This window comes from Bacillus haynesii, assembly GCF_014042035.1.
Taxonomy (GTDB): Bacteria; Bacillota; Bacilli; order Bacillales; family Bacillaceae; genus Bacillus; species Bacillus haynesii.
Genome location: NZ_CP059494.1, coordinates 3682326 through 3706999, shown reverse-complemented (window position 1 = coordinate 3706999; position 24674 = coordinate 3682326). Strand labels below are relative to the sequence as shown.

29 protein-coding genes are annotated in these 24674 nt (G+C 47.3%); 8 read left to right on the top strand and 21 right to left on the bottom strand.

What is annotated here, in order from left to right:
* Positions 1-73 precede the first annotated feature (73 nt).
* The 3 genes from H2R00_RS18285 (at position 74) to H2R00_RS18275 (ending at position 1751) form a co-directional block, all read left to right on the top strand.
* On the top strand, positions 74-769 hold the full coding sequence (locus H2R00_RS18285; RefSeq protein ID WP_182070010.1) for an ArsR/SmtB family transcription factor: 696 nt from the start codon (positions 74-76) through the stop codon (positions 767-769).
* A gap of 246 nt (positions 770-1015) precedes the next feature.
* Positions 1016-1471, top strand: a complete 456-nt coding sequence (locus tag H2R00_RS18280) for a ribonuclease (RefSeq protein WP_154999460.1) — start codon at positions 1016-1018, stop codon at positions 1469-1471.
* A 4-nt stretch (positions 1472-1475) separates the two neighbouring features.
* On the top strand, positions 1476-1751 hold the full coding sequence (locus tag H2R00_RS18275) for a barstar family protein (protein ID WP_182070009.1): 276 nt from the start codon (positions 1476-1478) through the stop codon (positions 1749-1751).
* A gap of 66 nt (positions 1752-1817) precedes the next feature.
* Here H2R00_RS18275 and H2R00_RS18270 read toward each other — a convergent pair whose 3' ends face one another.
* From H2R00_RS18270 to H2R00_RS18235, 8 genes are all read right to left on the bottom strand, one after another.
* On the bottom strand, positions 1818-2576 hold the full coding sequence (locus H2R00_RS18270) for an arylamine N-acetyltransferase (protein WP_182070008.1): 759 nt from the start codon (positions 2574-2576) through the stop codon (positions 1818-1820).
* A 47-nt stretch (positions 2577-2623) separates the two neighbouring features.
* The gene (locus H2R00_RS18265; protein ID WP_043926631.1) at positions 2624-2893 is read right to left on the bottom strand and encodes an HPr family phosphocarrier protein; all 270 of its coding nucleotides are present in this window, start codon (positions 2891-2893) and stop codon (positions 2624-2626) included.
* 17 nt (positions 2894-2910) lie between these two features.
* Positions 2911-3861 carry a DNA-binding protein WhiA gene (gene whiA / locus H2R00_RS18260; RefSeq protein ID WP_154999457.1) on the bottom strand — a complete coding sequence of 317 codons (951 nt, stop codon included), beginning with the start codon at positions 3859-3861 and terminating at the stop codon, positions 2911-2913.
* A gap of 28 nt (positions 3862-3889) precedes the next feature.
* Complete coding sequence (locus H2R00_RS18255) at positions 3890-4843, bottom strand: gluconeogenesis factor YvcK family protein (protein ID WP_154999456.1); 954 nt, start codon at positions 4841-4843, stop codon at positions 3890-3892.
* A 1-nt stretch (position 4844) separates the two neighbouring features.
* Positions 4845-5732: an RNase adapter RapZ gene (gene rapZ, locus H2R00_RS18250; RefSeq protein WP_154999455.1), complete on the bottom strand. Its 888-nt coding sequence runs from the start codon at positions 5730-5732 to the stop codon at positions 4845-4847.
* 21 nt (positions 5733-5753) lie between these two features.
* Positions 5754-6218 (bottom strand): 8-oxo-dGTP diphosphatase, encoded by a 465-nt coding sequence (locus H2R00_RS18245; RefSeq protein WP_154999454.1) that lies wholly within the window; start codon positions 6216-6218, stop codon positions 5754-5756.
* A 420-nt stretch (positions 6219-6638) separates the two neighbouring features.
* A complete protein-coding gene (trxB, locus tag H2R00_RS18240) occupies positions 6639-7589 on the bottom strand; it encodes a thioredoxin-disulfide reductase (RefSeq protein WP_154999453.1) in 951 nt (316 codons plus the stop codon).
* A gap of 166 nt (positions 7590-7755) precedes the next feature.
* Positions 7756-9216: a tetratricopeptide repeat protein gene (locus H2R00_RS18235; protein ID WP_154999452.1), complete on the bottom strand. Its 1461-nt coding sequence runs from the start codon at positions 9214-9216 to the stop codon at positions 7756-7758.
* A gap of 294 nt (positions 9217-9510) precedes the next feature.
* Here H2R00_RS18235 and H2R00_RS18230 point away from each other — a divergent pair, with 294 nt between their 5' ends.
* Positions 9511-9990 carry a GNAT family N-acetyltransferase gene (locus H2R00_RS18230; RefSeq protein ID WP_182070007.1) on the top strand — a complete coding sequence of 160 codons (480 nt, stop codon included), beginning with the start codon at positions 9511-9513 and terminating at the stop codon, positions 9988-9990.
* Positions 9991-10048: 58 nt separating this feature from the next.
* Here the strand turns inward: H2R00_RS18230 and hisIE are convergent, their stop codons facing one another.
* From hisIE to H2R00_RS18190, 8 genes are read right to left on the bottom strand one after another with little or no spacing between them, the layout of a single operon-like run.
* A complete protein-coding gene (hisIE, locus tag H2R00_RS18225) occupies positions 10049-10681 on the bottom strand; it encodes a bifunctional phosphoribosyl-AMP cyclohydrolase/phosphoribosyl-ATP diphosphatase HisIE (protein ID WP_182070006.1) in 633 nt (210 codons plus the stop codon).
* Positions 10678-11436, bottom strand: a complete 759-nt coding sequence (gene hisF / locus H2R00_RS18220) for an imidazole glycerol phosphate synthase subunit HisF (RefSeq protein ID WP_182070005.1) — start codon at positions 11434-11436, stop codon at positions 10678-10680. The genes hisIE and hisF overlap by 4 nt, the downstream gene beginning before the upstream one ends.
* Positions 11433-12170, bottom strand: coding sequence for a 1-(5-phosphoribosyl)-5-[(5-phosphoribosylamino)methylideneamino]imidazole-4-carboxamide isomerase (gene hisA / locus H2R00_RS18215; RefSeq protein ID WP_182070004.1), 738 nt, complete (start codon positions 12168-12170; stop codon positions 11433-11435). Before hisA ends, hisF begins: the two co-directional genes overlap by 4 nt.
* On the bottom strand, positions 12167-12805 hold the full coding sequence (hisH, locus tag H2R00_RS18210) for an imidazole glycerol phosphate synthase subunit HisH (RefSeq protein ID WP_182070003.1): 639 nt from the start codon (positions 12803-12805) through the stop codon (positions 12167-12169). The genes hisA and hisH overlap by 4 nt, the downstream gene beginning before the upstream one ends.
* Positions 12806-13390, bottom strand: coding sequence for an imidazoleglycerol-phosphate dehydratase HisB (hisB, locus tag H2R00_RS18205; RefSeq protein ID WP_043926643.1), 585 nt, complete (start codon positions 13388-13390; stop codon positions 12806-12808). It abuts the gene before it with no gap.
* Complete coding sequence (gene hisD, locus H2R00_RS18200) at positions 13390-14670, bottom strand: histidinol dehydrogenase (protein ID WP_182070002.1); 1281 nt, start codon at positions 14668-14670, stop codon at positions 13390-13392. The genes hisB and hisD overlap by 1 nt, the downstream gene beginning before the upstream one ends.
* Complete coding sequence (gene hisG, locus H2R00_RS18195) at positions 14667-15308, bottom strand: ATP phosphoribosyltransferase (protein WP_182070001.1); 642 nt, start codon at positions 15306-15308, stop codon at positions 14667-14669. Before hisG ends, hisD begins: the two co-directional genes overlap by 4 nt.
* Positions 15301-16476: an ATP phosphoribosyltransferase regulatory subunit gene (locus H2R00_RS18190; RefSeq protein WP_182070000.1), complete on the bottom strand. Its 1176-nt coding sequence runs from the start codon at positions 16474-16476 to the stop codon at positions 15301-15303. The genes hisG and H2R00_RS18190 overlap by 8 nt, the downstream gene beginning before the upstream one ends.
* A gap of 235 nt (positions 16477-16711) precedes the next feature.
* Here H2R00_RS18190 and H2R00_RS18185 point away from each other — a divergent pair, with 235 nt between their 5' ends.
* Together H2R00_RS18185 and H2R00_RS18180 are read left to right on the top strand one after the other, a co-directional pair.
* The gene (locus H2R00_RS18185) at positions 16712-17446 is read left to right on the top strand and encodes a C39 family peptidase (RefSeq protein WP_154994169.1); all 735 of its coding nucleotides are present in this window, start codon (positions 16712-16714) and stop codon (positions 17444-17446) included.
* Between the two features lie 280 nt (positions 17447-17726).
* Positions 17727-18395, top strand: a complete 669-nt coding sequence (locus H2R00_RS18180; RefSeq protein ID WP_154994167.1) for a pectate lyase — start codon at positions 17727-17729, stop codon at positions 18393-18395.
* 29 nt (positions 18396-18424) lie between these two features.
* Here the strand turns inward: H2R00_RS18180 and H2R00_RS18175 are convergent, their stop codons facing one another.
* The 5 genes from H2R00_RS18175 to hprK are packed head-to-tail and all read right to left on the bottom strand — an operon-like array spanning position 18425 to position 22305.
* The gene (locus tag H2R00_RS18175) at positions 18425-18943 is read right to left on the bottom strand and encodes an acyltransferase (RefSeq protein WP_154994165.1); all 519 of its coding nucleotides are present in this window, start codon (positions 18941-18943) and stop codon (positions 18425-18427) included.
* Positions 18940-19587: a pyrophosphatase PpaX gene (gene ppaX, locus H2R00_RS18170; RefSeq protein WP_182069999.1), complete on the bottom strand. Its 648-nt coding sequence runs from the start codon at positions 19585-19587 to the stop codon at positions 18940-18942. Before ppaX ends, H2R00_RS18175 begins: the two co-directional genes overlap by 4 nt.
* A complete protein-coding gene (locus H2R00_RS18165; protein ID WP_154994164.1) occupies positions 19577-20524 on the bottom strand; it encodes a nucleoside recognition domain-containing protein in 948 nt (315 codons plus the stop codon). Before H2R00_RS18165 ends, ppaX begins: the two co-directional genes overlap by 11 nt.
* Before the next feature lie 24 nt (positions 20525-20548).
* The gene (lgt, locus tag H2R00_RS18160; RefSeq protein ID WP_154994162.1) at positions 20549-21361 is read right to left on the bottom strand and encodes a prolipoprotein diacylglyceryl transferase; all 813 of its coding nucleotides are present in this window, start codon (positions 21359-21361) and stop codon (positions 20549-20551) included.
* A gap of 11 nt (positions 21362-21372) precedes the next feature.
* The gene (hprK, locus tag H2R00_RS18155) at positions 21373-22305 is read right to left on the bottom strand and encodes an HPr(Ser) kinase/phosphatase (RefSeq protein WP_043926653.1); all 933 of its coding nucleotides are present in this window, start codon (positions 22303-22305) and stop codon (positions 21373-21375) included.
* A 181-nt stretch (positions 22306-22486) separates the two neighbouring features.
* Here hprK and H2R00_RS18150 point away from each other — a divergent pair, with 181 nt between their 5' ends.
* Positions 22487-22966, top strand: a complete 480-nt coding sequence (locus H2R00_RS18150; protein WP_154994160.1) for a MarR family transcriptional regulator — start codon at positions 22487-22489, stop codon at positions 22964-22966.
* Positions 22967-23150: 184 nt separating this feature from the next.
* Complete coding sequence (locus H2R00_RS18145) at positions 23151-24665, top strand: MFS transporter (RefSeq protein ID WP_483398310.1); 1515 nt, start codon at positions 23151-23153, stop codon at positions 24663-24665.
* Positions 24666-24674: the final 9 nt, after the last annotated feature.

The window sequence follows — 24674 nt, the reverse complement described above, 5'->3', positions numbered from 1 at the left end:
TTATGCTTTTATTGTAATTCTTCAATACTTCAATTAACATCGAAGTATGGATTACATTTTAGGAGGAAGTGTAATGAACGTGAATCCGAATATCGCCGAGGTCGCCAAACTTGTCACCGATCCATCGCGGGCAGCGATTTTAACCGCATTGCTTGATGACCGGTTTTATACGGCTACCGAGCTGGCTGGTTATGCGGGAATCAAGCAGCAGACAGCAAGCTTTCACCTTTCCAAGCTGCTTGACGCCGAGATGCTGACATGCCGGAAACAAGGACGCCACCGCTATTACCGGCTCAAAAATGAAAAGATTGCACAATCGCTGGAAACCTTGCTCAACATAGCGCCCCCTGCGGAAATTCGCTCTTTCCGGCAGTCAGCCGAAGATCGGGCGGTCAGAAAAGCACGGACATGCTATGATCACCTGGCTGGATCGCTCGGCGTCATACTTGCGGAGCGGCTCGTGGAGATGGGCGTGTTGAAAGAAGAAGAGACGGCTTTTACAGTGACTGAAGCAGGGGAGGTATTTTTGAAGGAGCTTGGCATCGATGTTGGGGAAGTCAAAAAGAAACGGCGCTCTTTTTGCCATAAATGCCTGGATTGGAGTGAAAGGCGGCATCACATTGCCGGCGCCTTAGGCTCCGCATTGCTTGAAGCCTTTATCCGCATGGGCTGGATCGAGCGGCGCCCGCGCACACGAGCGGTTGCTGTAACACCCGCCGGCGCAAAGGAACTTTACCGCCTATTTCATATTTCCATTGAAAAGAACTGACGAAAAACAGTTAGTTTTTTTTCTTCAGATCTTGATAGTTTTCTAACATTCCGGGAGTCAACGCGGCGATCTGTTCACGTCCTCGGCTTCATGGAAAATTTACAATCATATAATGATTTCAAGCATGTTTTGAGGTACAATTCAATATGATTGCAGACGAAATATGGAAATGAGGCTGTTCAATTCCATGAAGGCACATTCTTCATGTTTATGTTATAAAGTCTAAAGACAGGGAGGACTTTATCCGTGAAAAAAATATTATCAACACTTGCGCTTGGGATTGTTCTCGCGCTGGGCTTTCTGGCAGGGAACCTTTTTACAAGCTCAGCTGAAGTTCCGCAGGCAGAAAAAGGCGGCACCGTTCAGTCAAATGAAATCATCAATACGTTTGAAGGCGTTGCCGACTATATCGTGAAATACGGCAGGCTGCCTGACAACTTCATCACAAAAGCCGAGGCGGCAAAATTAGGCTGGGATCCGCAAAAAGGCAATCTGGCAGAAGTAGCGCCTGGAAAAAGCATCGGCGGCGATATCTTTCAAAACAGGGAAAAGCTGCTTCCAGATGCTTCCGGACGCGTATGGAGAGAAGCCGACATCAACTATACATCGGGATTCCGGGGGTCAGACCGGATCGTCTATTCTAACGACAGACTGGTTTATAAAACGACTGACCACTATAAAACGTTTACGAGAATGAGATGATCATATGAAACAAGTCATTTTATACGGAGAAAAGATCACGAGTGTATCAGATCTTCACAAAGAATTAAAAGAACAGCTGGAGCTTCCGGACTACTATGGCGAAAATCTTGATGCGCTGTGGGATTGTCTGACCGGCTGGGTCGGCATGCCTTTGCTGATCGAGTGGAAGAATGTCGAGAAAAGCCGGATTTACTTGGGCGATCAAGCCGAAGCATATTTGCAGCTTTTTCGCGAAGCCGAAGAAACACTGGACGGCTTTCAGCTGAAAATAGAAGAGTGAAACAGAAAACGAGCGGGCGCTTCAGACAGGCGTCCGCTTATTTTAATTGATGCGTACAGCGGTTCTTCAGTCAAAAAATGCTTGAACGAAAATCGTTTGGAAATCTCCGGCATTCACATCTTCTTTCGTCAAACCGCTCCCGGTTTGCTTTGTGAAGTGATCCTTCGACAAAATTAACTTTCCGTCCTTTGTCAGCTTGGAAGCGAGCGGGTTTTTATTAAAGGGCGACGCTTCCTCATCGAAAATTGCATCCCGCACACACGTAAGCCCTGTTTCATCGATTGGCGTCAGCGAAAATGCATAGCCGATCTGCCATCCCTCTCCCTTATCCATTTCAAGAAGGTAATCTCCTTTATCTGTCTTTGTTTTCCTGATACGGTAAGCTCCTGTTTTTGAGGTGATGGGTTCACCTGAGAACGGAACGGGTGCAAGCGGCAGGTTGATGCCGAATCCAGTATCCAGCAAATAGGTTTCATTACCTTCCCGCAAAATAACGGCGACATGCGTTCCCGTCAGCGCCCACGCCTGCTCTTTTGCATTAAAAACCGTCCCGCGGACCATGTGAACGGAAAAGCCGAGCTCTGTCAGCACGTAGTAAAGAAAAGCGTTCAAATCATAGCATAAACCGCCCCTTTTATTGTTCAGCAAGGCTTCCGTCAGCCCTGTTTTCGTCATCGCAATCCGTTCGTTTCTTAAAACCGCGCCGTTTTCAAAAGGAAACTGTAAAGCCAGCAGGGATAAAAACTTGGGCAAGTCAGCAAATGTCACCTGCTGACCGGGCTTGTATCCGATCCTTTTAAACAGCGAATTGAGCATCGTCGTCATCGGTTATTCTCCTTTTCCGCTTTGAATTGATGAGAAAAAGCCAAACCTCATAAAGGTTTAGCTTTTTTCTCTTGAACATATGCAGTCAGTGCATCAAGGGCATCTTGTTCATCGGATCCGTCTGCGATCAGCGTGACTTCCGATCCGGAGCTGACAGCAAGGCTCATCAGCCCCATGATGCTTTTGGCATTCACTTTTTTATCTCCCTTTTCCAGAAAAATATCTGATTGAAAACGGTTGGCTTCTTGAACAAACAATGCCGCCGGGCGCGCTTGAAGCCCCGTTTTTAAAAGAACTTCCACTTTTTGTTGAACCATACGATCTCCCCCATTCCCTATTTTAAAGAGACAGATTGTCCTGAACGCAGCTGCTCAGCTATTTCATCCAGTTTCCTAAGTCGGTGGTTGATGCCCGATTTGCTAATTTTTCCGCTCGACACCATTTCCCCGAGTTCCTTTAAGGTTACTTCCTGATAATCAATGCGGAGCTGGGCGATTTCCCTCAGCTTTTCCGGTAGCGCATCAAGCCCGATTCTTTCGTCGATCAGCTTAATGTTTTCCACCTGCCGCAGAGAAGCGCCGATCGTCTTGTTTAAATTGGCGGTCTCGCAATTGACGAGTCGGTTGACCGAGTTTCTCATATCGCGCACGATCCGGACGTCTTCAAAACGGAGCAGCGAATTATGCGCGCCGATCACATTCAAAAACTCGGTGATTTTTTCGGCTTCCTTCAGATACGTAATGTATCCTTTTTTCCGCTCAAGCGTTTTGCTGTTTAAATGAAACTGATTCATGAGCCTGCACAATGAATCATTATGCTCTTTGTACAGCGAAAAAATTTCGAGGTGGTAAGAAGATGTCTCGGGATTGTTGACAGAACCCCCGGCTAAAAATGCCCCTCTCATATAAGACCGTTTGCAGCATCGTTTTTTGACCAAGTCTTCAGAGATGTTTCGGGCAATGACAAAGTTGTCTCCGAGTATTTTCAAGTCCTCGAGAATCAGCTTGGCATCTTCGATCAGGCGTACGATGTAGACATTGTTTTTTTTCAGTCTCATTTTCTTTCGAACGAGCAGTTCAACGGAAACATCGTATTGTTTCTTCAGCAATGTGTAAATTCTTCTGGCGATGGCCGCATTCTCGGTCTGGACGTCGAGAACCACTTTTCGGTTAGAGAAAGACAATGAACCGTTCATCCGAATGAGGGCAGAGAGCTCTGCTTTCGCGCAGCAATCCTTTACTTCAAGGTTTGTAAGTTCTTTTTTCGTTTCCGATGCAAATGACATATTATAGACACCCCCATTCCAAGGCCTGCTATTCTTTTAACAAATCAAAAAGTAGCGAAGCGACTTTATGTGTATCATGACGGATCACGCCATTCTCGTATGTCACAATCTGGTCCTTGATGACCTCAAGCCCCATCGCAGACAGATCATCAATGTTAAACTGAACGGGCTGAGCCTGCTCCTTCGCATAGCGTTCCCGAATGTTGTCCGGGATTTCCTCATTGTTGACGAGGATCGTATCGATAAACGGACCGCCCATATGCTGGTTAAGCGCTTTTACATGGTCGGCTGCACTGTAATACAGCGTTTCTCCCGGCTGGGTCATCACATTGCAAATATAAACTTTTTTTGCCGGGGCGTTTAAGATCTCTTCCCTTATCTTCGGAACGAGAAGATTTGGCAAGATGCTCGTATACAGGCTTCCTGGGCCGAGAATAATCAGGTCGGCGCCGCGGATCACGTCAATCGTTTCCGGAACGGGTTCGATTTTTTCAGGGGTTAAAAACACCCGTTTAATCCGCTTCCCGTAAGACGGAATCGTCGATTCCCCGGATATGATCTGTCCGTCATCCATTTCCGCGTGAAGGACAACGCTGGTATTAGCCGCGGGCAGAACCCTTCCCCTCACATTTAAGACTTTGCTCATTTCAGTGACGGCGTGAAAGAAATCACCGGTTATATTCGTCATCGCCGCCAAAATCAAATTTCCCAATGAATGGCCGATTAAATCGCCGCCTTTAGAGAAGCGGTGCTGGAACAGGTCTTCAACAAGCGGTTCGACATCAGACAGTGCAGCGAGCACATTTCTGATATCCCCCGGCGGGGGAATTTTAAGCTCATCGCGCAGCCTCCCCGAGCTTCCGCCGTCATCTGCGACCGTCACAATCGCCGTAATGTCAACCGGCTGTTGCTTCAATCCTCTGAGCAATACCGAAAGGCCTGTTCCTCCGCCAAAGATTGCGATTTTTTTCTGATCTGCCATGCTATTTTCTGCTTTTCTTCTCGATGTCCCGGTGAGTAACATGAGTGTAGTAGTCCTTTTTAAAATAATCGGCAAGGTATTCAGCAAGCGTCACAGAACGATGCTGTCCGCCGGTGCAGCCAATCGCGATGACAAGCTGGCTTTTTCCTTCGCGCTTATATGACGGAAGCATATAGCTTAGCAACTCGGTCAGTTTTTCAAGAAACTTTTGCGTTTCGTTCCATTTCATCACATACGAAGATACTTCCTGATCTTTCCCCGTCAGCGGCCTCATGCTGTCGATATAGTACGGATTCGGAAGAAACCTTACGTCAAACACTAGATCCGCATCGATCGGTAATCCGTATTTAAACCCGAATGACATCACATTCACCGTAAAGGTATGTCCGTGATCTGCCGCAAAATGCTGAACGATTTTTTCGCGCAGGTCCCTCGGTTTCATATCGGATGTATCATAAATGATTTGAGAGCGGCCTTTCAGCTCTTCGAGAAGCTCCCGTTCCGTTTGGATGCCCTCAAGCGGCAGGCCCGTTGTCGCAAGGGGGTGGGATCTTCTTGTCTCTTTATATCTTGAAACGAGAACCGAATCCTTGGCATCTAAAAATAAAATTCGCGGGGTGATCCAGGACGTTTCCCCGATTTCGTCAAGCGCTGCAATCAGGCTGTCAAAAAACTCGCGGCCGCGCAAATCCATAACAAGGGCGACTTTGCTCATTTTTGAACTTGATTCCTTCATCAGCTCCAAAAATTTCGGCAGCAAAGATGGCGGCAGATTATCGACACAGAAAAAACCGAGATCTTCAAAGCTTTGAATCGCCACTGTTTTTCCTGCCCCTGACATTCCGGTTATGATCACAAGCTGTATATCATGGCCTCCATTCGCATTCATGCTTCTCTCCCCCTCTTATGTTTATTCGCCTTGCGGGTCGAGGCGATAGGACAGCAATTCAAAGTCAGGCGTATACGTAAAGGTGCCGTGAAGCAGTCCTTTGCCTTTTAGCATAAAATCAAGAATATGGACGTCGCCCGGCGCCATCGGCAAGCTTCCGACGTCCCCCGCCTGATGCCACTTGATAATGCCTTCTTCTGACTCTTCTACATGCTTGCCTGTATAATGATCGGCGACGAATGTGAACATCATCCATTCAGATACGACCTGATCATTTTCCTTTATGATAAAGGTGAATATTCCTTTCAGCTGCGGGTTCAGCACATACAGTCCCGTCTCTTCGCGGTATTCCCTGATGACGGCGTCCCTGACGGTTTCCCCGCTTTCCATTTTGCCGCCGGGGGCTACCCACCAGCCTCGTCTGGGTTTTTGCAGCAACAGGACTTTATCACCTGAAGTCAGCACACAATTCGTCACTCTTTGCAAAGTCTGTCACCCATCCTTTTATTCCTTCAATTCTTTTTTCTATTATACCGTTTCCTGTCCCCGCTCACAATGAACATGCAGTTCCGCCGCGAAAATCGCCTTTTTCCGGGCTGTTTTAAGGCTTTTTCCGGGTAAAACTTAAAGAAACAGCTTTTTCAGCGAATGGAAGCGCTTGCGAAAACCGTTCTTTTATTCTATTTTACAGCAAAAACGGCCGTTTCAATATTGAAATTTGAACAACTTGTGAAATTTGTAAAAAATTCTCTTTGTGGAAAAATAAAACAAAAAAAGGACACGGATAAGATCATCCGTGCCAATAAAATTCATTATAAAAGGGGGTCAATTACTATACCTATCATAACGAATAATTGTTTCACTGGTGTTACAGGGCGGTTAAATCATGATGACGATTAAAATGCGTTATTTTACAGCCTTTTCTTTCTCTTTCAGCTCTTCGATATAGTGCTGAACGCTCTGTGCGGCAATGCTTCCGTCGCCTGTTGCCGTTACGATTTGGCGAAGGGTTTTCTCGCGGATGTCGCCCGCTGCAAAAATACCTTCTACTTTTGTTTCCATCCGTTCATTTGTCACGATGTAGCCCTCTTCATTTGTAATGCCGAGGTTTTTGAACGGCTCTGAAAGCGGCAGCATGCCGATGTAGATAAAGACCCCGTCAGTCCGGAACTCTTCTTCTTCACCCGTCACCGTATCGACCAGTGTTACTTTGCCGACCTTTCCGTCTTGTTCATGAATTTCCTTGACCGTCTTGTTCCAGAGAAAGTCGACTTTTTCGTTGTCAAACGCCCGCGCCTGAAGGATGCTTTGCGCTCTCAGCTTATCGCGGCGGTGGACGATCGTTACTTTCGAAGCGAAACGGGTTAAGTACACGCCTTCTTCAACAGCGGAGTCTCCTCCTCCGACAACGACCAGCTCTTTGTTTTTAAAGAATGCGCCGTCACAAACCGCACAATAAGAAACACCGCGGCCGCCCAGCTCTTTTTCGCCAGGTACGCCGAGCTTCTTATATTCGGCGCCTGCTGTGATGATGACCGCGCGCGCTTTAAATTCTTTTGATCCTGCTTTGACGATCTTATAGTCTCCTTCATCGACGACTTCTTTAATATCGCCGTACGCATACTCTGCACCGAACTTTTTCGCATGTTCAAACATTTTATTTGAAAGCTCGGGTCCCAGAATGCTTTCAAATCCCGGATAGTTTTCGACATCCTCCGTATTGGCCATCTGTCCGCCCGGAACGCCTCTTTCAACCATCAAAGTCGACAGGTTCGCCCTTGACGTATAAACGGCTGCCGTCATTCCCGCAGGACCTGCTCCTATAATAATGACGTCATACATTTTTTCTTCTGACACAATGTTCACTCCTTCATGAATCTTATGCTGGCAAGCAGTCCATTCCTGTTAAATAAGATTCCCTTCTTATATCTTCCTTACCCATATCCTATAAAATATCATGAATAATCGCTATTTTTTTGCTCACATAATAAAACAGGCTGAACATTGAAGTTCACACCTGTTTCTATAGATGTTCTTTTAATGTACGTTCATACTTTGAAAGCGTTCCGGGCGAAATCTGGAAAATTCTCGCAGTTTCAGCTTTTGTCAGGCGCTCCTGATGCTCCGTCTTCCAAATATAATAGATCGCCGCGGCAAGCCCGCCGGCATTTTTCAGTTGAAGGCCGTAAGCCCTGATCTGCTGAATGACATAGAAAATCCAAAAGCACATGGCCTCCTGCTCAATCGCTGACTGATCCGCTTGTTCAATTGCTTTTGCAGTCCTGTAAGCAAGAAGCGCGTCTTTTGAATCAACGGCTGCACCGCTTTCCCCGTAAAGCACAAGTCTGACAAACTGATCTTCAAACGGCGTTTTTGCCATCTGTGAATCAAGCACCGCTTTCAGCTGAGCTTTTTCCCCTTTTCTTCCGCTGATATAATATGCGGCAAGGCGCTCTTCAAGCGGACGCTGGACAGGTTTCTTTTCCTTCCGTTCTTTCCACGGCTCCATGCGGGCGTCATCCGGATACTCTTCCTGCATCTTTTTCCATACAGACCGGGCAAATTGAGCGCGGCCGGTGTAATAAGCCGAGCAGGCGAGCCAGTAATAAAAGGTTTCATCTCCTTCAAATCCCATACGGTAGAGTGATTTCAGCCATTTAAACCCGAGATCGTATCTGCCGACGAGGGATAGCGTGGCGCCGAGCTTATACCTTTGCTCAAACAGCATCGGATAAATATTGGAAAGCTGTTCGGAAAGCGCCTCGACCTTATCGTCCCGTCGTTCATAGTGATAAAAAATGAGAAGATTGCAAAGAGCATGCAGGTTTCCATGGCTTTTTTCCAAGACCGTAAAAATCGTCGTTTTGGCTTTCTGAACGTCGCCGGCATAAAAGTATGCCAGTGCAAGGTTGTTATAAGCCGACCAAAACTCAGGGTAATCGGAAATGATTTCTTCAAGCATCGCGATCGATTCCTGAAGCTGTCCATTTTCCAGCAGTGATTTCGCCCGATCCTGTTTCAAAATCAGGTCGTCCTGATCGAACTGCGAATAGCCCTGATCTTCCTCTCCCATATCCAATAAATCAAGGAGCTCCGCATTCTCCTCGCTGAACTCGCCGTCAGGATCTTCCTTTAAATAAGTCTCCGCTGCTTTATAGGCTTCGTGAAAAAGACCGAGGTGCGCATAGTTGTTCGCTTTAAAATAGTAGCATTCAGTCATTTTTTCATTGATGTTCTTCAGGATAAAGTCCAAAAGTTCATTTGATTGCTGATAAAAGCCCATTTCCGTATAAATAACCGCAAGTTGGGACAGCATTCCCGTGTTTTCAGGTTCAAGAAAAATCGCTCTCTGAATGAGCTTGCTCGCGCGGGATAAATTTCGCTCTCTGTATGCTTTGAGCCCTTTATGATAAAAATATTGCCCATCTTGGAACAGTTGGACAATTCTCGAATCTTTATGATGTTCAGAAGTGTACTTTCCCACAGATACCCTCCATTTCAAACTATATACCGTGAGTAGTATAACATAGTTTCCAGCAGGCTTAACAGGCCAAAAACAAGTTTCGAGAAAATTCTCTTCATTTTCCACATATGGTTTTTTCACCATTCTATTCCGGACGTTTGGAGCACCGGATCGCATAGGGCTTTCAGAAGGCTCAAGGTGCGTTTTATATCGGAAGTACGCTTTTCAATTTAACCCTCGCAAAATCTTTTTTTAGCACTTGATGGTGACGAATGTATGTTCTCATTGTATGATAATAGAAAGGGGGTTCATCAGATGGAAAAAGGCGGATCAATAGAATTGAAGCATTTCTCAGAAGAACATTCAGCTGCGCTTCTCGAATTCGAGCTTCCTGAAGAACAGCATCGATTTACCGCGCTTCCGAAAGAGGTTTTAAAACGGACGGACGGTCAGTTTCCAATCGTGATTTTAAGCGAAGGCGAGCCTGTCGGATTCTTTATCCTGCATGCGACCGAGCGGGTAAAAGATTATTCGGACAACCCGGACGCCATGCTGTTAACGGCGTTATCCGTCGACAGAAAGCACCAGGGAAAAGGTTTTGCAAAAGAAGGAATGCTTAAACTTCCTGAGTTTGTCGCCAAGGAGTTCACCCATTGTCATGAAGTCGTGCTGGTTGTGAACGTGAAAAACACCGCGGCCCAGCACCTGTATGTTAAAGCCGGATTTGCCGACACAGGGGAAAGAAAAACGGGGCCGATCGGAGAGCAAATCGTGATGAAATTAAACATCAAATAGCTCCCCTATCGGGAAAACAACCAAAAGGCAAACTGCCTTTTGGTTGTAAGCAATGTGCTTATGATTCAGATCCTTCATGGCGCTCTTTCAGGACTCCAAGCACATCATCAAGCGGAAGGGACTGCTCCCTCAGCAAAACGAGCAGATGGTAAAGAAGGTCAGCCGCTTCCCATTTCAGCTCTTCAGGATCACGGTTTTTTGCAGCGATGATGACTTCTGCTGCCTCTTCGCCAACCTTCTTCAAAATCTTGTCAACGCCTTCACGGAACAAATATGTTGTATATGCGCCTTCAGGCATTTCAGCCTGCCGTTTGGCAATGACGGTTTCAAGTTCATTGATGATGTCAAAGCGGCCGCCATCAGTCTGTCTGATATGTTCGCCGGGCGAGAAACAGCTGTAGCTTCCTGTATGACAGGCCGGCCCCGCAGGTTCGACCAGCACGATGAGCGCATCCTGATCACAGTCAAGCCTGATGTCTTTCACACGCTGAATGTTTCCTGACGTCGCTCCCTTATGCCAGAGCTCTTCGCGCGATCTGCTGAAAAACCATGTCTCCTTTGTTTCCAGCGTTTTTTCAAACGATTCTTTATTCATATAAGCAAGTGTCAGCACTTCCTTGCTCGCTGCATCCTGAACAATCGCCGGGATCAAGCCGGCTTCATTAAATGTCAACTCGTCTGCCTTGATCATCTTACATTCACCCCGCGCTCTTTTAAATAAGCTTTTACTTCTTTTACAGATGTTTCTTTGTAATGAAAGATAGATGCGGCAAGAGCCGCGTCCGCCCGGCCTTCTGCAAACGCATCATATATGTGGTCCGCATGACCTGCGCCTCCGGATGCAATGACCGGGACTGAAACAGCTTCTGACACAAGCTTTGTGAGTCTGCAGTCAAACCCGTTCTTTTCTCCGTCAGAATCCATGCTTGTCAGCAGGATTTCACCAGCTCCTCGCTGAACGGCTTCCTTCGCCCATGAAACGGCCTCAAGGTCCGTCTTTTTCCGTCCGCCGTGTGTATAAACATAGTACAGATCAGCTTCCGGATCGTATTTTGCATCAATCGCGACGACAATGCATTGAGAGCCGAAAAAGTCAGCGCCTTCCGTTATCAGTTCCGGACGGAGAACGGCAGCCGTATTGACGGAAACTTTATCGGCTCCGGCCCGCAGGATCGTTTTCATATCATCCAAACGATTGATGCCGCCGCCGACGGTAAACGGGATCGCCAGCTTGGCCGCTACTCTTTCAACGACGTCAACCATCGTTTTTCTCCCTTCATGGGAAGCCGATATATCGAGAAAAACAAGCTCATCGGCGCCTTCATGATCATATACTTCCGCCAGTTCAACGGGGTCGCCGGCATCTTTCAATTCAACAAACTGTACACCTTTGACAACGCGTCCGTCTTTTACGTCCAAACACGGGATAATTCGTTTTGTGATCACTTTGCGGCCACCCTTTCAAGCGCTTCAGCCACAGTAAATTGGTTGGTATAAAGAGCTTTTCCGACAATAGCGCCGCAGACGCCTTCCGAAGCGCGGGAAGCGAGCGCCTCAAGATCGGCGAGAGAGCTGACGCCGCCGGAGGCAATGACTTGTTTGCCGGTTGCCTTCGCAAGCTCTACTGTACTGTTGATATTCGGTCCTGACAGCATTCCGTCAGTTGCAATGTCAGTAAAGATAAAAACTTCTGCACCTTCATTTGCCAGCTCACGGCCAAGCTCTTCCGCTCTAACGGAGGAGGTCTCAAGCCACCCCTCAGTCGAAACAAATCCGTCTCTTGCGTCAAGACCGATTGCGATATGCCGACCGTAGGCTTTCAGCATTTTTTTGACAAACTCGGGATTTGATACGGCAGAGCTGCCTAGGATCACCCTCTCAACGCCTTGCGACAAGTAGTCATAGACGTCTTTTTCAGTTCTGATGCCGCCGCCGATCTGCACTTTAACGTTGAGCTCAGCTGCAATGCTTATGACGTGGCTGTCGTTCACTTTTTTGCCTTCCCTTGCCCCGTCCAAATCGACAAGATGAATCCAGTTTGCCCCCGCTTCAGCAAACAGGGAGGCCATCTCCAGAGGGGAATGACCGTAAATCGTTTCTTTTTCGTAATCTCCCTGGAGGAGCCTGACGCACTTGCCGTTTCTCATATCAATGGCAGGGTATACAGTAAACTCGCTCATTTTTTCACCTTCTGTTCTTGTGTAAACTGCTTGAACCGCTTTAAGATCGACATGCCGACCGTACTGCTTTTTTCCGGATGGAACTGGGCGCCGTATACATTGCCAAGACCGACGACAGCGGGCACACGCACACCGTATTCGGCGCTGGCAAGCAAAGCCTCCACTTCGATTCCGCTGACATAATACGAGTGAACGAAATACGCGAATCCTTCTTTCGCTTTTGGCAATAGCGGCGAGTCGCGGTGGACCGTAAGAAGATTCCAGCCCATGTGAGGCACTTTTAAGCGATTTCCCGCTTGATCACAGTCTTTCAGTTTAACGACTTTTCCTTTCAAAAGGCCGAGCCCTTCTGACGCCCCGCGTTCTTCGCTTTCTTCAAATAAAAGCTGCATGCCGAGGCATATGCCGAGAAGAGGTTTTCCTTCGCTTGCAGTATCTTGAATAAATGTTTTCAGGCCGGTTTCGGTTAAAATCTTCATTGCATCCCGAAAAGCGCCGACTCCCGGAAGGATATAACTGTCCGCTTTCTTAAGTTCATCCGGATGCTCGGACACGAAATAAGGGGCATCGATCCGTTCAAGCGCTTTAGAAACGCTGTACAGGTTTCCCATTCCGTAATCTATGACACCGATCATTTACAGCATTCCTTTCGTTGATGGAATTCCTTTGACCCGCGGATCGATCAATGTCGCTTCATCAAGCGCACGTCCCAGCGCTTTAAAAATCGCCTCGATCATATGGTGGGTGTTCGTACCGTAATGAACGATGACATGAAGATTCATTCGTGCTTCCAGGGCAAACTTCCACAAAAATTCATGGACAAGCTCTGTATCAAATGTTCCAACTTTCCGGCTCGGGAATTCGGCTCTGAACTCGAGGTGCGGCCTGTTGCTCAGATCAATCGCAACCTGGGCGAGCGCTTCATCCATCGGCACCATGCTCGAACCGTAGCGTTTGATTCCTTGTTTATCTCCGAGCGCTTCCAAAAGCGCCTGTCCGAGACAAATTCCGATATCTTCCGTCGTATGATGGTCGTCAATTTCAACATCGCCTTTCGCTTCAATTGAAAGGTCAAACTGCCCGTGTTTTGTAAATAAATCGAGCATATGTGTCATAAACGGGACATCCGTTTGAATATCAGCTTTTCCTTCTCCGTCAATATGAAAGGATAATTTAATATCAGTTTCATTGGTTTTTCTTGCCCGTTCGGCTTTTCTCATCAGTCTTCCTCCCGGTTTCTGGATTCAATTGCTCTTGCATGGGCTTCAAGCCCTTCCAATCTGGCAAAGGCCGCAATGTTCTCAGCATTTGCGCGGAAAGCTTCCCTGCTGTAGGAAATGATGCTGGAGCGCTTTTGGAAGTCTGTCACATTTAGCGGACTTGAAAATCTGGCTGTACCGTTAGTCGGCAGGACATGATTAGGGCCTGCAAAATAATCGCCCACCGGCTCTGAACTGTAGCGGCCCAGGAAAATGGCGCCCGCGTGTTTGATCTGTCCGAGCAGCGCATCAGGCTGAGCTGTTAAAATTTCCAAATGTTCAGGAGCGAGCTCATTGATGACGGAAACTGCTTCATTCATCGTCTCTGTAACATAGATCAGGCCGTAGTTGTCAATCGACTGCCGTGCAATCTCTTTTCTCGGAAGATGTTCGAGCTGTTCGTAAACCTCTTTTAAAACGGATTCGGCAAGCGTCTTTGAATTGGTGACAAGAATGCTCGATGCCATCGCATCATGCTCAGCCTGTGAAAGTAGATCAGCGGCGATTTCCCGGTAGTTTGCCGTACTGTCAGCAAGTATGGCGATTTCACTTGGGCCTGCGATCATATCGATATCAACCTGGCCGAATACTTCCCGTTTAGCCAAGGCGACGTAAATATTTCCGGGTCCCGTTATTTTATCGACGGGGGAAATGGTTTCCGTTCCATAAGCCAATGCGGCAATCGCCTGGGCACCACCCATTTTGTAAATCTCTGTAACGCCAAGCTCTGCAGCCGCCGCCAGCACTCCCGCCGACAATTTGCCGTCTTTTCCCGGAGGTGAAACAAGGACAATGCGATCGACGCCTGCAACAAGCGCCGGAATGACATTCATCAGAACGGATGATGGGTAAGCAGCCGTTCCGCCGGGCACGTACACCCCCGCTGAATCAAGCGGCGTAATTTTTTGGCCGAGCATCGTTCCGTCCTTGCGGTGGTAAAACCATGATGTTGTGAGCTGCCGTTCATGATATTCTTTAATGTTGAAAATCGCCGCCTGAATAATCTCGAGATCACGCTGATTGAGCGTGCTATATGCTTCCTTGATTTCCTCTTCGGAAACGCGAAAGTCGGCCACATCCGCTCCGTCAAATTGCCTTGTGAATGCGGAAACAGCTGAATTCCCGTTCTTTTTCACTTCTTCGATAATGCCGCGGACTGCTTTTCTTTGTTCCTCCGTTCCGGCGTCAATGGTGCGCTTTAATGAAACCGGCGTATTTCCGCTGATGGATTTGATCTTCATTTTGCTTTTTCCCCTTCCACAATAAGAGAAAGTCTTGAAGCCATTTCATCGATGACTGCGTCTTTCATTCGGTAGCTGACAGGATTTACGATTAAGCGGGACGTGATGTCGCAAATTTTTTCGGTTTCAACTAGCCCATTTTCCCGCAAAGTCTGCCCTGTTGATACGATATCAACGATTCGGCCGGCAAGCCCGATCAGCGGAGCAAGTTCAATCGAACCGTTGAGCTTGATGATTTCCACTTGTTCCCCCTGCTCCCTGAAGTAGCTTGATGCGACATTCGGGTACTTGGTCGCAACCCGGGGCGCAACGCTGTCGGCCGCTGTCTCGGGCAGGCCGGCTACGGCAAGACGGCATTTGCTGATGTTTAAATCAAGAACCTCATAGACATCGCGTTCTTCTTCTAGCAGGACATCTTTGCCGGCGATTCCGGCATCGGCCACCCCGTGCTCGACATATGTTGTGACATCTATCGGCTTGGCGAGGATAAAGCGAAGATTTTCTTCAGGCACTTGAATGATCAGCTTTCTCGAATCGTCGAATTCTTCAGGAAGCTGATAGCCTGCTTTTCGAAGCATATCGGCCGCTTCCTCAAATATCCGCCCTTTCGGCATCGCAATCGTCAATTCCTTACCCATGCTTCTCTTCCTTTCTGGCCCCGATAAAATAGGTCACGTTTTGAAAAGACTTCGTCATTTGATCAATATCTCCGATTCCCGCTAAGTCCTGCATGACGACTTTTTTGCCTTTACCTCGTTCTTCTTCGGCAAATCTGATTGCCTCTTTTCTCTGTTCCGTGCTGAAGATGACGACATCGATTTTTTCTTGTTCTTCCGCCGGCTTCAATGCTTCCAGCAGCCTGTCAGTCCTGATGCCGAAACCGGTTGCCGGAGCGGGTGAGTCGAAGCGGCCGAGTAGCTGATCATATCTGCCGCCGTTTCCGATCGGAAAGCCGACGTTTTCAGCATAGATTTCAAACAAAACACCGGTATAGTAGCTCATATGGCTGACCATGCCTAAATCGAACTTAATGTCGTCCGTGCAACCATAGTCGCCGAGCGTCTCCCAAAGCGTCTCCAGTTCTGAAACCGCACGTTTTCCTTTTTCAGAATCGATGATGGATGCCGCTCTGATGCACGTTTCAATACCGCCCCTCAGCTCCAAAAGCTCCAGCAGCCTGCTTTTATCAATTGAGGATAAATTGAGGGATTTTACATGCTCCCGGTAGCCGACATAGTTCTTCTCGTATAAATAGCGCTGTAGGACATGAGCCCTTTCTTCATTCCCTAAAACCTCCACAAAAAGGGCGTCTAAAATCCCGACATGGCCGATTGAGATTTTAAATGAAGTCAGGCCGGCATTTTTAAGCGAAAAAATGACGAGCGCAATCACTTCAGCGTCAGCACTTGTAGATCCATCGCCGATCAGTTCAACGCCGACTTGCTCAAATTCGGCGGGGCGCCCGCCTTCACGCTCCTGTGCCCTGAACACATTTGCAGCATAGCCCACTCTGAGCGGATGATCATCTTTATGAAGCTTTGAGGCCGCCACCCTGGCGATCGGAGCCGTCATGTCAGGCCTCAACACGAGCGTCTGCCCCTCCTGATCGAGGAGTTTAAACAACTGCTGGTCCAATATGGCCGACTGCACACCGACCGTATCATAAAATTCAAGGGCCGGAGTCTCCATGAACTGATACCCCCACAAGGCCATCACCTCTGTTAATGAAGAGCGCACCTTTTTCTTTGTTTCGTAAAGCACAGGCAGCGTATCCCGCATGCCATGCGGTTTTTCAAACATAAACATTTACAATTGCACCCCCATAACGGTTTGAAGGAAAATTCCGAATCCTTTAGTTCGCTAATATGATAATATGCTAACAGATAAAAGAATCAAAATCAACAGCCTCTCTTAAAATAGACTCTGACACCGTATAGGAAATGATAACTTTTATGTAATAAACATCTTGATGTTATAATATATATACGATCGCAAATCTTTGCCTTAACCAAACCAGCAACGGGAAGACAGGAGACTCAGAATGAAATTTTTCAAAACTCTTTTTTATATTTTTTTCGTAGCAGTTCTTATGACCGCCGTTCTTATTCTGTTTTCTAAAGATGCGTTAAGCCCGTTAGCCGAAATGTTGCACAGCAGCCATAAAACTGCTGCTGACAATGGGAACAATAAAGGAGAGCGTCAGCCGCTTGACGTTCCGCTGATCAACCAAATGGACTCGCCGAAGCTTTATAACGGCTGTGAAGTCGCCAGCCTGGCAATGATCTTAAACTACAGCGGATATAGTGTCACAAAAACTGAACTTGCCAATGAGGTGAAAAGAGTGCCTCTGCAATATGAAAACGGCTTAAAGGGAAATCCTAACGACGGCTTTGTCGGAGATATGGAAAACGGACCCGGACTGAGTGTCTACCATGGTCCGATTTACGATTTGGCCTATTCATACGCAGGTACTAAAGCGGTCGATTTGACGGGGAGTGAGCCGGGAAAAATTTATGAACAGCTGAATCAGGGCAGACCGGTTTGGGTCATCACCACTGTACATTTCACCCCAGTCAACGATATGGAAACATGGAATACACCGTCAGGCAAAGTCGATGTGACGTACAGCGTTCACAGTGTTGCCGTGACAGGCTATGATGAGGATTACGTTTATTTGAATGATCCGTACGGATATAAAAACAGAAAAACAGACAGAGAAAATTTCGAGAAATCATGGAAACAGATGGGCAGTCAGGCGATCGTGATCGCCGCCTAAAAAGGCAGATTAATCCCTGCCTTTTTTTAGTTCTTTCAACCCTCAATAAAATAAGCCGCTTTACCCTTTTGACAAATCCAACATACAGAAAATAACATTATCGCGTGTGTTTAATTTACTGTTTTTTCATAATATTCAAATTATTTGTTTACATTCAGCAAACTCGCATATATGATAGTACCGAAATAGGTGTCTCATCTTATTGCAAAAGGACCAGAAATTATTTTCATCTAAGGGAGACAAACATCTGTATCAAAAATATTTCTTGAGGAGGATGGAAATGATGAAGAGATTAGCAGGTACAATTATTTTGTCTGGTTTGCTCGTATGCGGGTTTGGACAGGCTCTGCCTGAAAAAGCTTTGGCCGCCGAGGTCGTTCACAAAACGATCGTAGTCGGGAAAGGCCAAACGTATGACGGAAAAGGCAAGCGGCTGATTGCAGGTCCGGAGCTGGGGGACGGCAGCCAGCGCGAAGATCAAAAACCGATTTTCAAAGTGGAGGATGGTGCAACGCTCAAAAATGTCGTGCTAGGCGCTCCTGCTGCTGATGGTGTTCACACTTATGGAAACGCCTCCATAAACAATGTTGTTTGGGAAGATGTCGGCGAAGATGCCTTGACTGTCAAAAGCGAAGGAAGTGTCACGATTAACGGAGGATCGGCCCGGCTTGCCGCGGACAAAATCTTTCAAATTAATAAAGCGAGCACATTTACCGTGAAAAATTTCACTGCCGATCAAGGAGGTAAATTCATTCGCCAGCTCGGAGGCTCGACATTTAAAGCCGTGGTCAATATTGATAACTGTACGATTACAAACATGAAAGAGGCCATCTTCAGAACCGACAGCAGTACAAGTTCCGTTACGATGACAAATACAAGGTACTCAAAAGTCGGAAAGAAATGGATCGGTGTGAAGCATATTACGGAAAGGAACAATCATGAATTTTAACGCTGATTGCAAATAAAAGCCCCCGCTCTTTATTTAGCGGGGGGCTCCAATCTTTTTTCCATTTCTTCTTTTGTATAGATCAGCTGCATCGGATTGCCGCCGACAAAAGCGCCCGGAGGCACATCTTTATGAACGAGCGTACCGGCAGAAATGACTGCGCCGTCTCCGATTTCGACGCCTGGAAGGATCGTCGTATTGGCTCCGATCATGACTTCATCGCCGATGATAACCTCGCCGAGCCGATATTCTTTTATTAAATACTCGTGCGCCAAAATGGTCGTATTATAGCCGATCACGGTGTTTCGCCCGACTGAGATTTTTTCAGGAAACATGATATCCGGCATGACCATTAAAGCAAATGAACATTTCTCTCCGATTTTCATCCGCAAAAACGTCCGGTACATCCAGTTTTTCATTCCAAGAAACGGCGTATAGCGCGCCGCCTGAATGATGATAAAGTTTTTGACCACTTTAAAAAACGGAACAGTCTGATAGATGTGCCATAAGGAATTAGCGCCGGACACCGGGTAGCGCTTCGTCTTTCTCAAACTTTCTCCACTCCAAGAATGTGAAGGAGATCGCTCATTTGCTGAAGCATAAAATCAGGCTCGTGTTTGGCCAGGCTTTCTTCTCCTTTAATCGTCCATGCAACGCCTGCTGTTTTCGTTCCGGCATTCCTCCCGGCTAAAATATCGTGGTAATTATCACCGATCATGATGGCTTCTTCCGGACGGCTGCCAAGCTTGGAAAGGGCAAGCAAAACAGGCTCGGGATCAGGCTTCGGCCGCTCGACGTCATCCAGCGTCACAACCGTCTCGAAAAAGGCATCAAGCCCCGTCAGTTTAAGCCCCATGATGACGGTGTCCCGCAGCTTTGTCGTGACGATGCCGAGCTTATACCCTTCTTCCGCAAGGCGTTCAAGCGTCTCGTAAACCGTCTCATACTCGGTTACCAGTTCATCATGCATCTGATGATTAAATGTCCGGTACATGGTGATCATTTCTTCAGCCTTATCCTTTTGAATGCTTGAGAACGTTTCATAAAGGGAAGGTCCGATGAAAGCAAGGACATCCTCCCGTTTATAGCGTCCCGGTGCATAATGATCGAGCGTGTGCAAAAATGAGGCGATAATCAGCTCATTTGTATTGATGAGCGTTCCATCCAAATCAAATAAAACCGTATTAACTTTCATACAAAGCTTCCTTTCTGCGAACGGAATAACCCGGCTTTCTCCAGATGCGCGATATCGCGATCGTCAGCAGAATCGCGGTTATAAGCCTGATCAACAAAAGAGGCCAGACCGGAATGCCGAGCGGGATAAATACGAGTGTGTCTTCAACAACCGCGTGGCAGGCGACGAGAAAAATAAAAGCAAGCGTTACATCCCTTTTGCTGACGCCGTCTTCTTCGACCGCTTTGATCATAACACCGGCCCCGTATGCAAGGCCGATCGTCAGCCCGGCAACCATCGTCATTGAAGTGTTCTCTTTCATTCCGAGCATTCTCGTCAGCGGTGCAAACCACCTTGAAAAAGTATTCAGCCAGCCGAGGTCTCTCATATATTGAATGATGATCATCAGCGGTATCACGATGGCTGCAAGCTGAAGGACACCAAGACCCGCCTTGGTCACGGCTTCAAGCGCAATTTCAAACCAGCCGGAAGGCGCAGCGCTTTTCGCTGAGATCAAGCCGTATTTGGCCGCATCCTGCCCGCCATGCCAGACAAGATTGATGATAATGGCCGAAAAAACAGCGAGACCGATGCGCACCAGTAAAATAAGCCATATTTTAATTCCGACCCTTGAAGCAACGGTCGATTCGATAATTAAATTGTGGCAAAACGACAGCATCACCGCTAAAATAAACACTTCTTTAACCGACAGATCAAGCGTTAAAATCCCTGCAATTCCGGCATACAAGTTCAGCATGTTGCCGAGCACAAGCGGTATCGCCGCTTCCCCTGATAACCCGAAAATTCCCATCGCCGGCGTGATCAGCTTGATCAACCAGTCCATCACCGGTGTATGCTGCAGCAGGCTGACAATCAGCGTGACAGGAAAAATCACTTTTCCGAGCGTCCACGTCGTTTTCAGCCCCGCTACAGCACCGGCTTTTAAAGTTCCCTTCATTGCTGTCTCCCCTTTGTAAAATCGCTACATCTCCTGATAACGTTTAATCTCTCTGCCTTTGAAACGTCTGTAGGCTATCAGCGCAGCCGCACAGAGGATCAGTACGATCGAAATAACCTGTGCGATGCGAAGGTTCTCCGTCAGCATCAGGCTGTCAGTTCTTAGCCCTTCGATAAAGTAGCGTCCCATCGAATACCAAATGACGTAGATTAAGAACAGCTCGCCTCTCTTTAAATTCGCTTTTCTTAAAAGAAGCAGAACGACGACTCCCGTGAAGCTCCACAGTGATTCATACAAAAAGGTAGGCTGGTAGTACTGTCCGTCAATATACATTTGATTAATGATAAAATCAGGCAGGTGGAGGTTTTCTAAAAACGCTCTTGACACCGCCTCACCGTGCGCTTCCTGGTTCATAAAGTTTCCCCAGCGGCCGATCGCCTGACCCAGCAGGATGCTTGGAGCAGCGATATCAGCCAGCTTCCAAAACGAAAGCCCTTTGACCTTCGCATAAATGATACCCGTCAGCACGGCGCCGATCAGTCCGCCGTGGATCGCAAGGCCGCCGTTCCATATTTGAATAATCTGGTCCGGATGTTCACTGTAATAACCCCATTGAAAAATGACATAGTATGCCCTTGCACATAAAATCGCAATCGGGATCGCAAAAAGCACCAAATCGACAAAGGTGTCCTTATGCAGTCCCCTCCGTTCGCCTTCCCTGACCGCCAGCCACAAGCCCAGCAAAGCGCCAAGGCCGATGATAATGCCGTACCAATGGACAGCGATCGGCCCCAGGTGAAAAGCAATCGGATTTAAAGGTTCAATCGTTTCATTCATATTGTCAACTCCTATTCTTCAAGCTCACCATCTTCAATCACATCCGCAAGCTTATGAGTAAATTGCTCCGCGGCATTCAGCCCCATTCTCTTCAGTCTGAAGTTCATTGCGGCTACTTCGATAATGACGGCAAGATTTCTTCCCGGACGAACCGGAATTGTCAGCTTCGGAACGTCTGTATCAATAATTTTCATTGTGTCTTCTTCAAGCCCTAAGCGGTCATACTGCTTTCCTTGCTCCCAAAGCTCCAGGCTCATCACAAGGGTAATCCGCTTAAAGCTTCTGACCGCCCCCGCGCCAAATAACGTCATGACATTGATAATGCCAAGACCTCTGATTTCCAGGAGATGCTCAATTAATTCAGGCGCGCTTCCGATCAATGTATCCTGGTCTTCCTGTCTGATCTCAACGCAGTCATCAGCCACAAGACGATGGCCTCTTTTGACAAGCTCCAAAGCCGTTTCGCTTTTTCCAACGCCGCTCTTTCCGATAATCAGCACCCCGACGCCGTAAACGTCCACGAGGACGCCGTGAATCGCAGTTGTCGGAGCCAGCTGGCTTTCAAGAAAATTTGTCAGACGGCTCGTCAGGCGCGTCGTCTTCAACGGGGAACGAAGCACAGGCACGCCGTTTTCTTCGGAAGCCTCCACGAGTTCAGGCGGAATCGGCAAATCACGGGAAAGGATGATCGCCGGTGTAATTTCCGTGCATAACGACAGCATCCGCTGCTTTTTTTCTTCCTCTGGAAGCTTTTCAAAAAAGGTAATCTCGGTCTTCCCCAGCAGCTGAACCCTCTCTTTAGGGTAGTATGTAAAATAACCAGCCATTTCAAGGCCCGGTCTTGATAAATCGCTCATCGTAATCGGGCGGTTGATCCCTTCTTCTCCGCTGATGAGCTCAAGCTTAAATTTATCCATCACATCTTTTGTTCGAACTTTCGGCACGATTGATGCACCCTCCTCTTCTCAGATGAAGAACTAGACATTCAGCTTTATTCTATCACTTTCAAAATGAACCTAAAACATTTTTTGAAAATGGCGCCTTGACACTTCGATGAAGTGCTTTCTTTCAAAGCGAAAAATCAGTAGTATGTAAAGAGGAACGTGAAAAGGAAGTGAAGAACCGTTGAAATACAATATTCATGATACAACCGTGCTGAACGAAGACATTTTGACCCCGGAAGAGAAAGAGACATGGGTTCTTTATATGAAAGTGCTGACCGCTGCCGGCTTGGGGGATGTCTCCGAATGGATGAAGCTCGATCTCAGCATGCCGCAAATGAAGGTTTTAATGCTTCTGAACAACCACGGCACATTGAAAGTCTCCGAAATTGCCGAAAAAATGGGAGCTTCCCTTTCGAATATGACCGGACTGCTCAGCCGCCTTGAACAGGCGAACTTCATCAAAAGAACACATTCAGAGCAAGACCGGCGAACGATTGTTGTTGAATTAACCGAAGATGCGAAGGGGATTTTTCGAAGCCTTTACAAAAAAGGGCACGAAAAGCTCAAAAAAGCGCTGCTGAAGCTGAATGAACAGGAAAAAATCAAAGTGAATGAAGGCCTTACAATTCTTGAAAAAGCGTTAAAAGCTGACGATGAATAGACAAGCTGCCCGGAAACCGGCGCAGCTTTTTTTGTTGAAAAATTTCTTTTGACAAAACGTGTTTTTTTATGGATGATTAAAATAGTTCATTCAAAGTGAATTATTTATTTTAAGTTAATGAAAAAGGAGGATAAATGGTGTGAACCAAAAGTGGGCCGTATTATTGTTTACGATCGGCGTGTTTATGGCTGCTTTAGACAACGGCATCATTTCAGCCGCACTGACAACAATCAACGATTCCTTTCAAGTATCCCCCTCATGGGGAGCATGGGGCATCACGCTTTATACGCTCGGTTTGGCAGTGAGCGTTCCGATCGTCGGAAAGCTGTCTGACCGGTACGGGCGCAAAAAGCTGTTTATTATCGAGGTCTTGCTGTTTGGCATCGGTTCGCTGCTGGTTGCATTGAGCCAAAACTTCCCGATGTTCTTATTGGCAAGGCTGATTCAATCGCTTGGCGGCGGCGGAATTTTTATTATCGGAAGCTCGCATATTCTCACTGCGCTACCTAAAGAAAAACAGGGAACCGCTCTGGGGCTTTTAGGTGCGATGAACGGAATCGCGGCAGTGCTCGGTCCGAATATCGGCAGCTTTATTTTAGATATGACGGGAAGCTGGCACTGGCTGTTTTTGATCAACCTTCCGATTGCCGCAGCGCTGATCATCCTCAGCGTTCCATTGATGAAGGAAACAAAAGGCGGAACACAGAAGCCGCTCGATCTGGCCGGAACAGTGCTGTTGTCTCTTGCGATTTTAGCTGTCATGTACGGAATAACAAATATTAATGGACAGAACCTGTCTGCCGTCCTGTCCGATCCAAAGGTTTACTTTTTTCTTCTGATCGGCTGCGCGCTTTTTGCGGGACTCATTTTTTACGAAAAACGCATAGAGCTGAAGGGCGGCGACCCGATACTTGCCTACAGCTTATTAAAAAACAAGGTGTTTCAATGGACGCTTTTTATCGGATTTTTATCCGGCGGACTCTTGGCAGCTGTTATTTTTATTCCTGCATATGCGGAACAATATTTGCATGTCGCTCCTGAAAAAGCGGGGTACTGGATGACGCCTCTGGCACTGGCTTCAGGGATAGGAGCGGGGCTCGGCGGAATCATCGCCGACCGAAAAGGACCGGTAAAGGCGGCATGGCTCTCGGGAGTCATTTCGTTCGCCGGGTTTTTACTCTTATCCGTCTGGGTGACAGAGAAGTGGGAATTTGTTTTGGCAAGCATCATCGCAGGGGTCGGTTTTGGTTTTCTGTTAGGCGCGCCGTTAAATATGCTTGTATCCGAGACAGCAAAACAGGATTACGGGACAGCCCTCGGTACATTATCACTCGTCAGGCAGATGGGGATGACCTTGGCGCCCGCACTGTATGCAGGATATATAACGGCCGGCTATGAAAATATCGGCACACTTATCAAACATAAGCTGAATGATGCAGGGATGCCAATCAAGGGGTTTACAGGCGGTGAGACGGACGTATCGCGTCTGAACGAATCACTCAGCCAAATTCCCGACCCGAAAGTGAAAGATATCATAAGCGAAGCGATCCATGAAAGTGTGGGAGCGGGGTTTTTCAACCTCTACTTTACTGCCGCCGTCCTTTCACTTGCCGTCATCGCTTCTGTCAGCGTTTTATCGCTTTATAGAAAAAAACAAACCGACACGGCAACCCGTCTGGAAAAAGACGTGACAAACTAAAAAGCATTT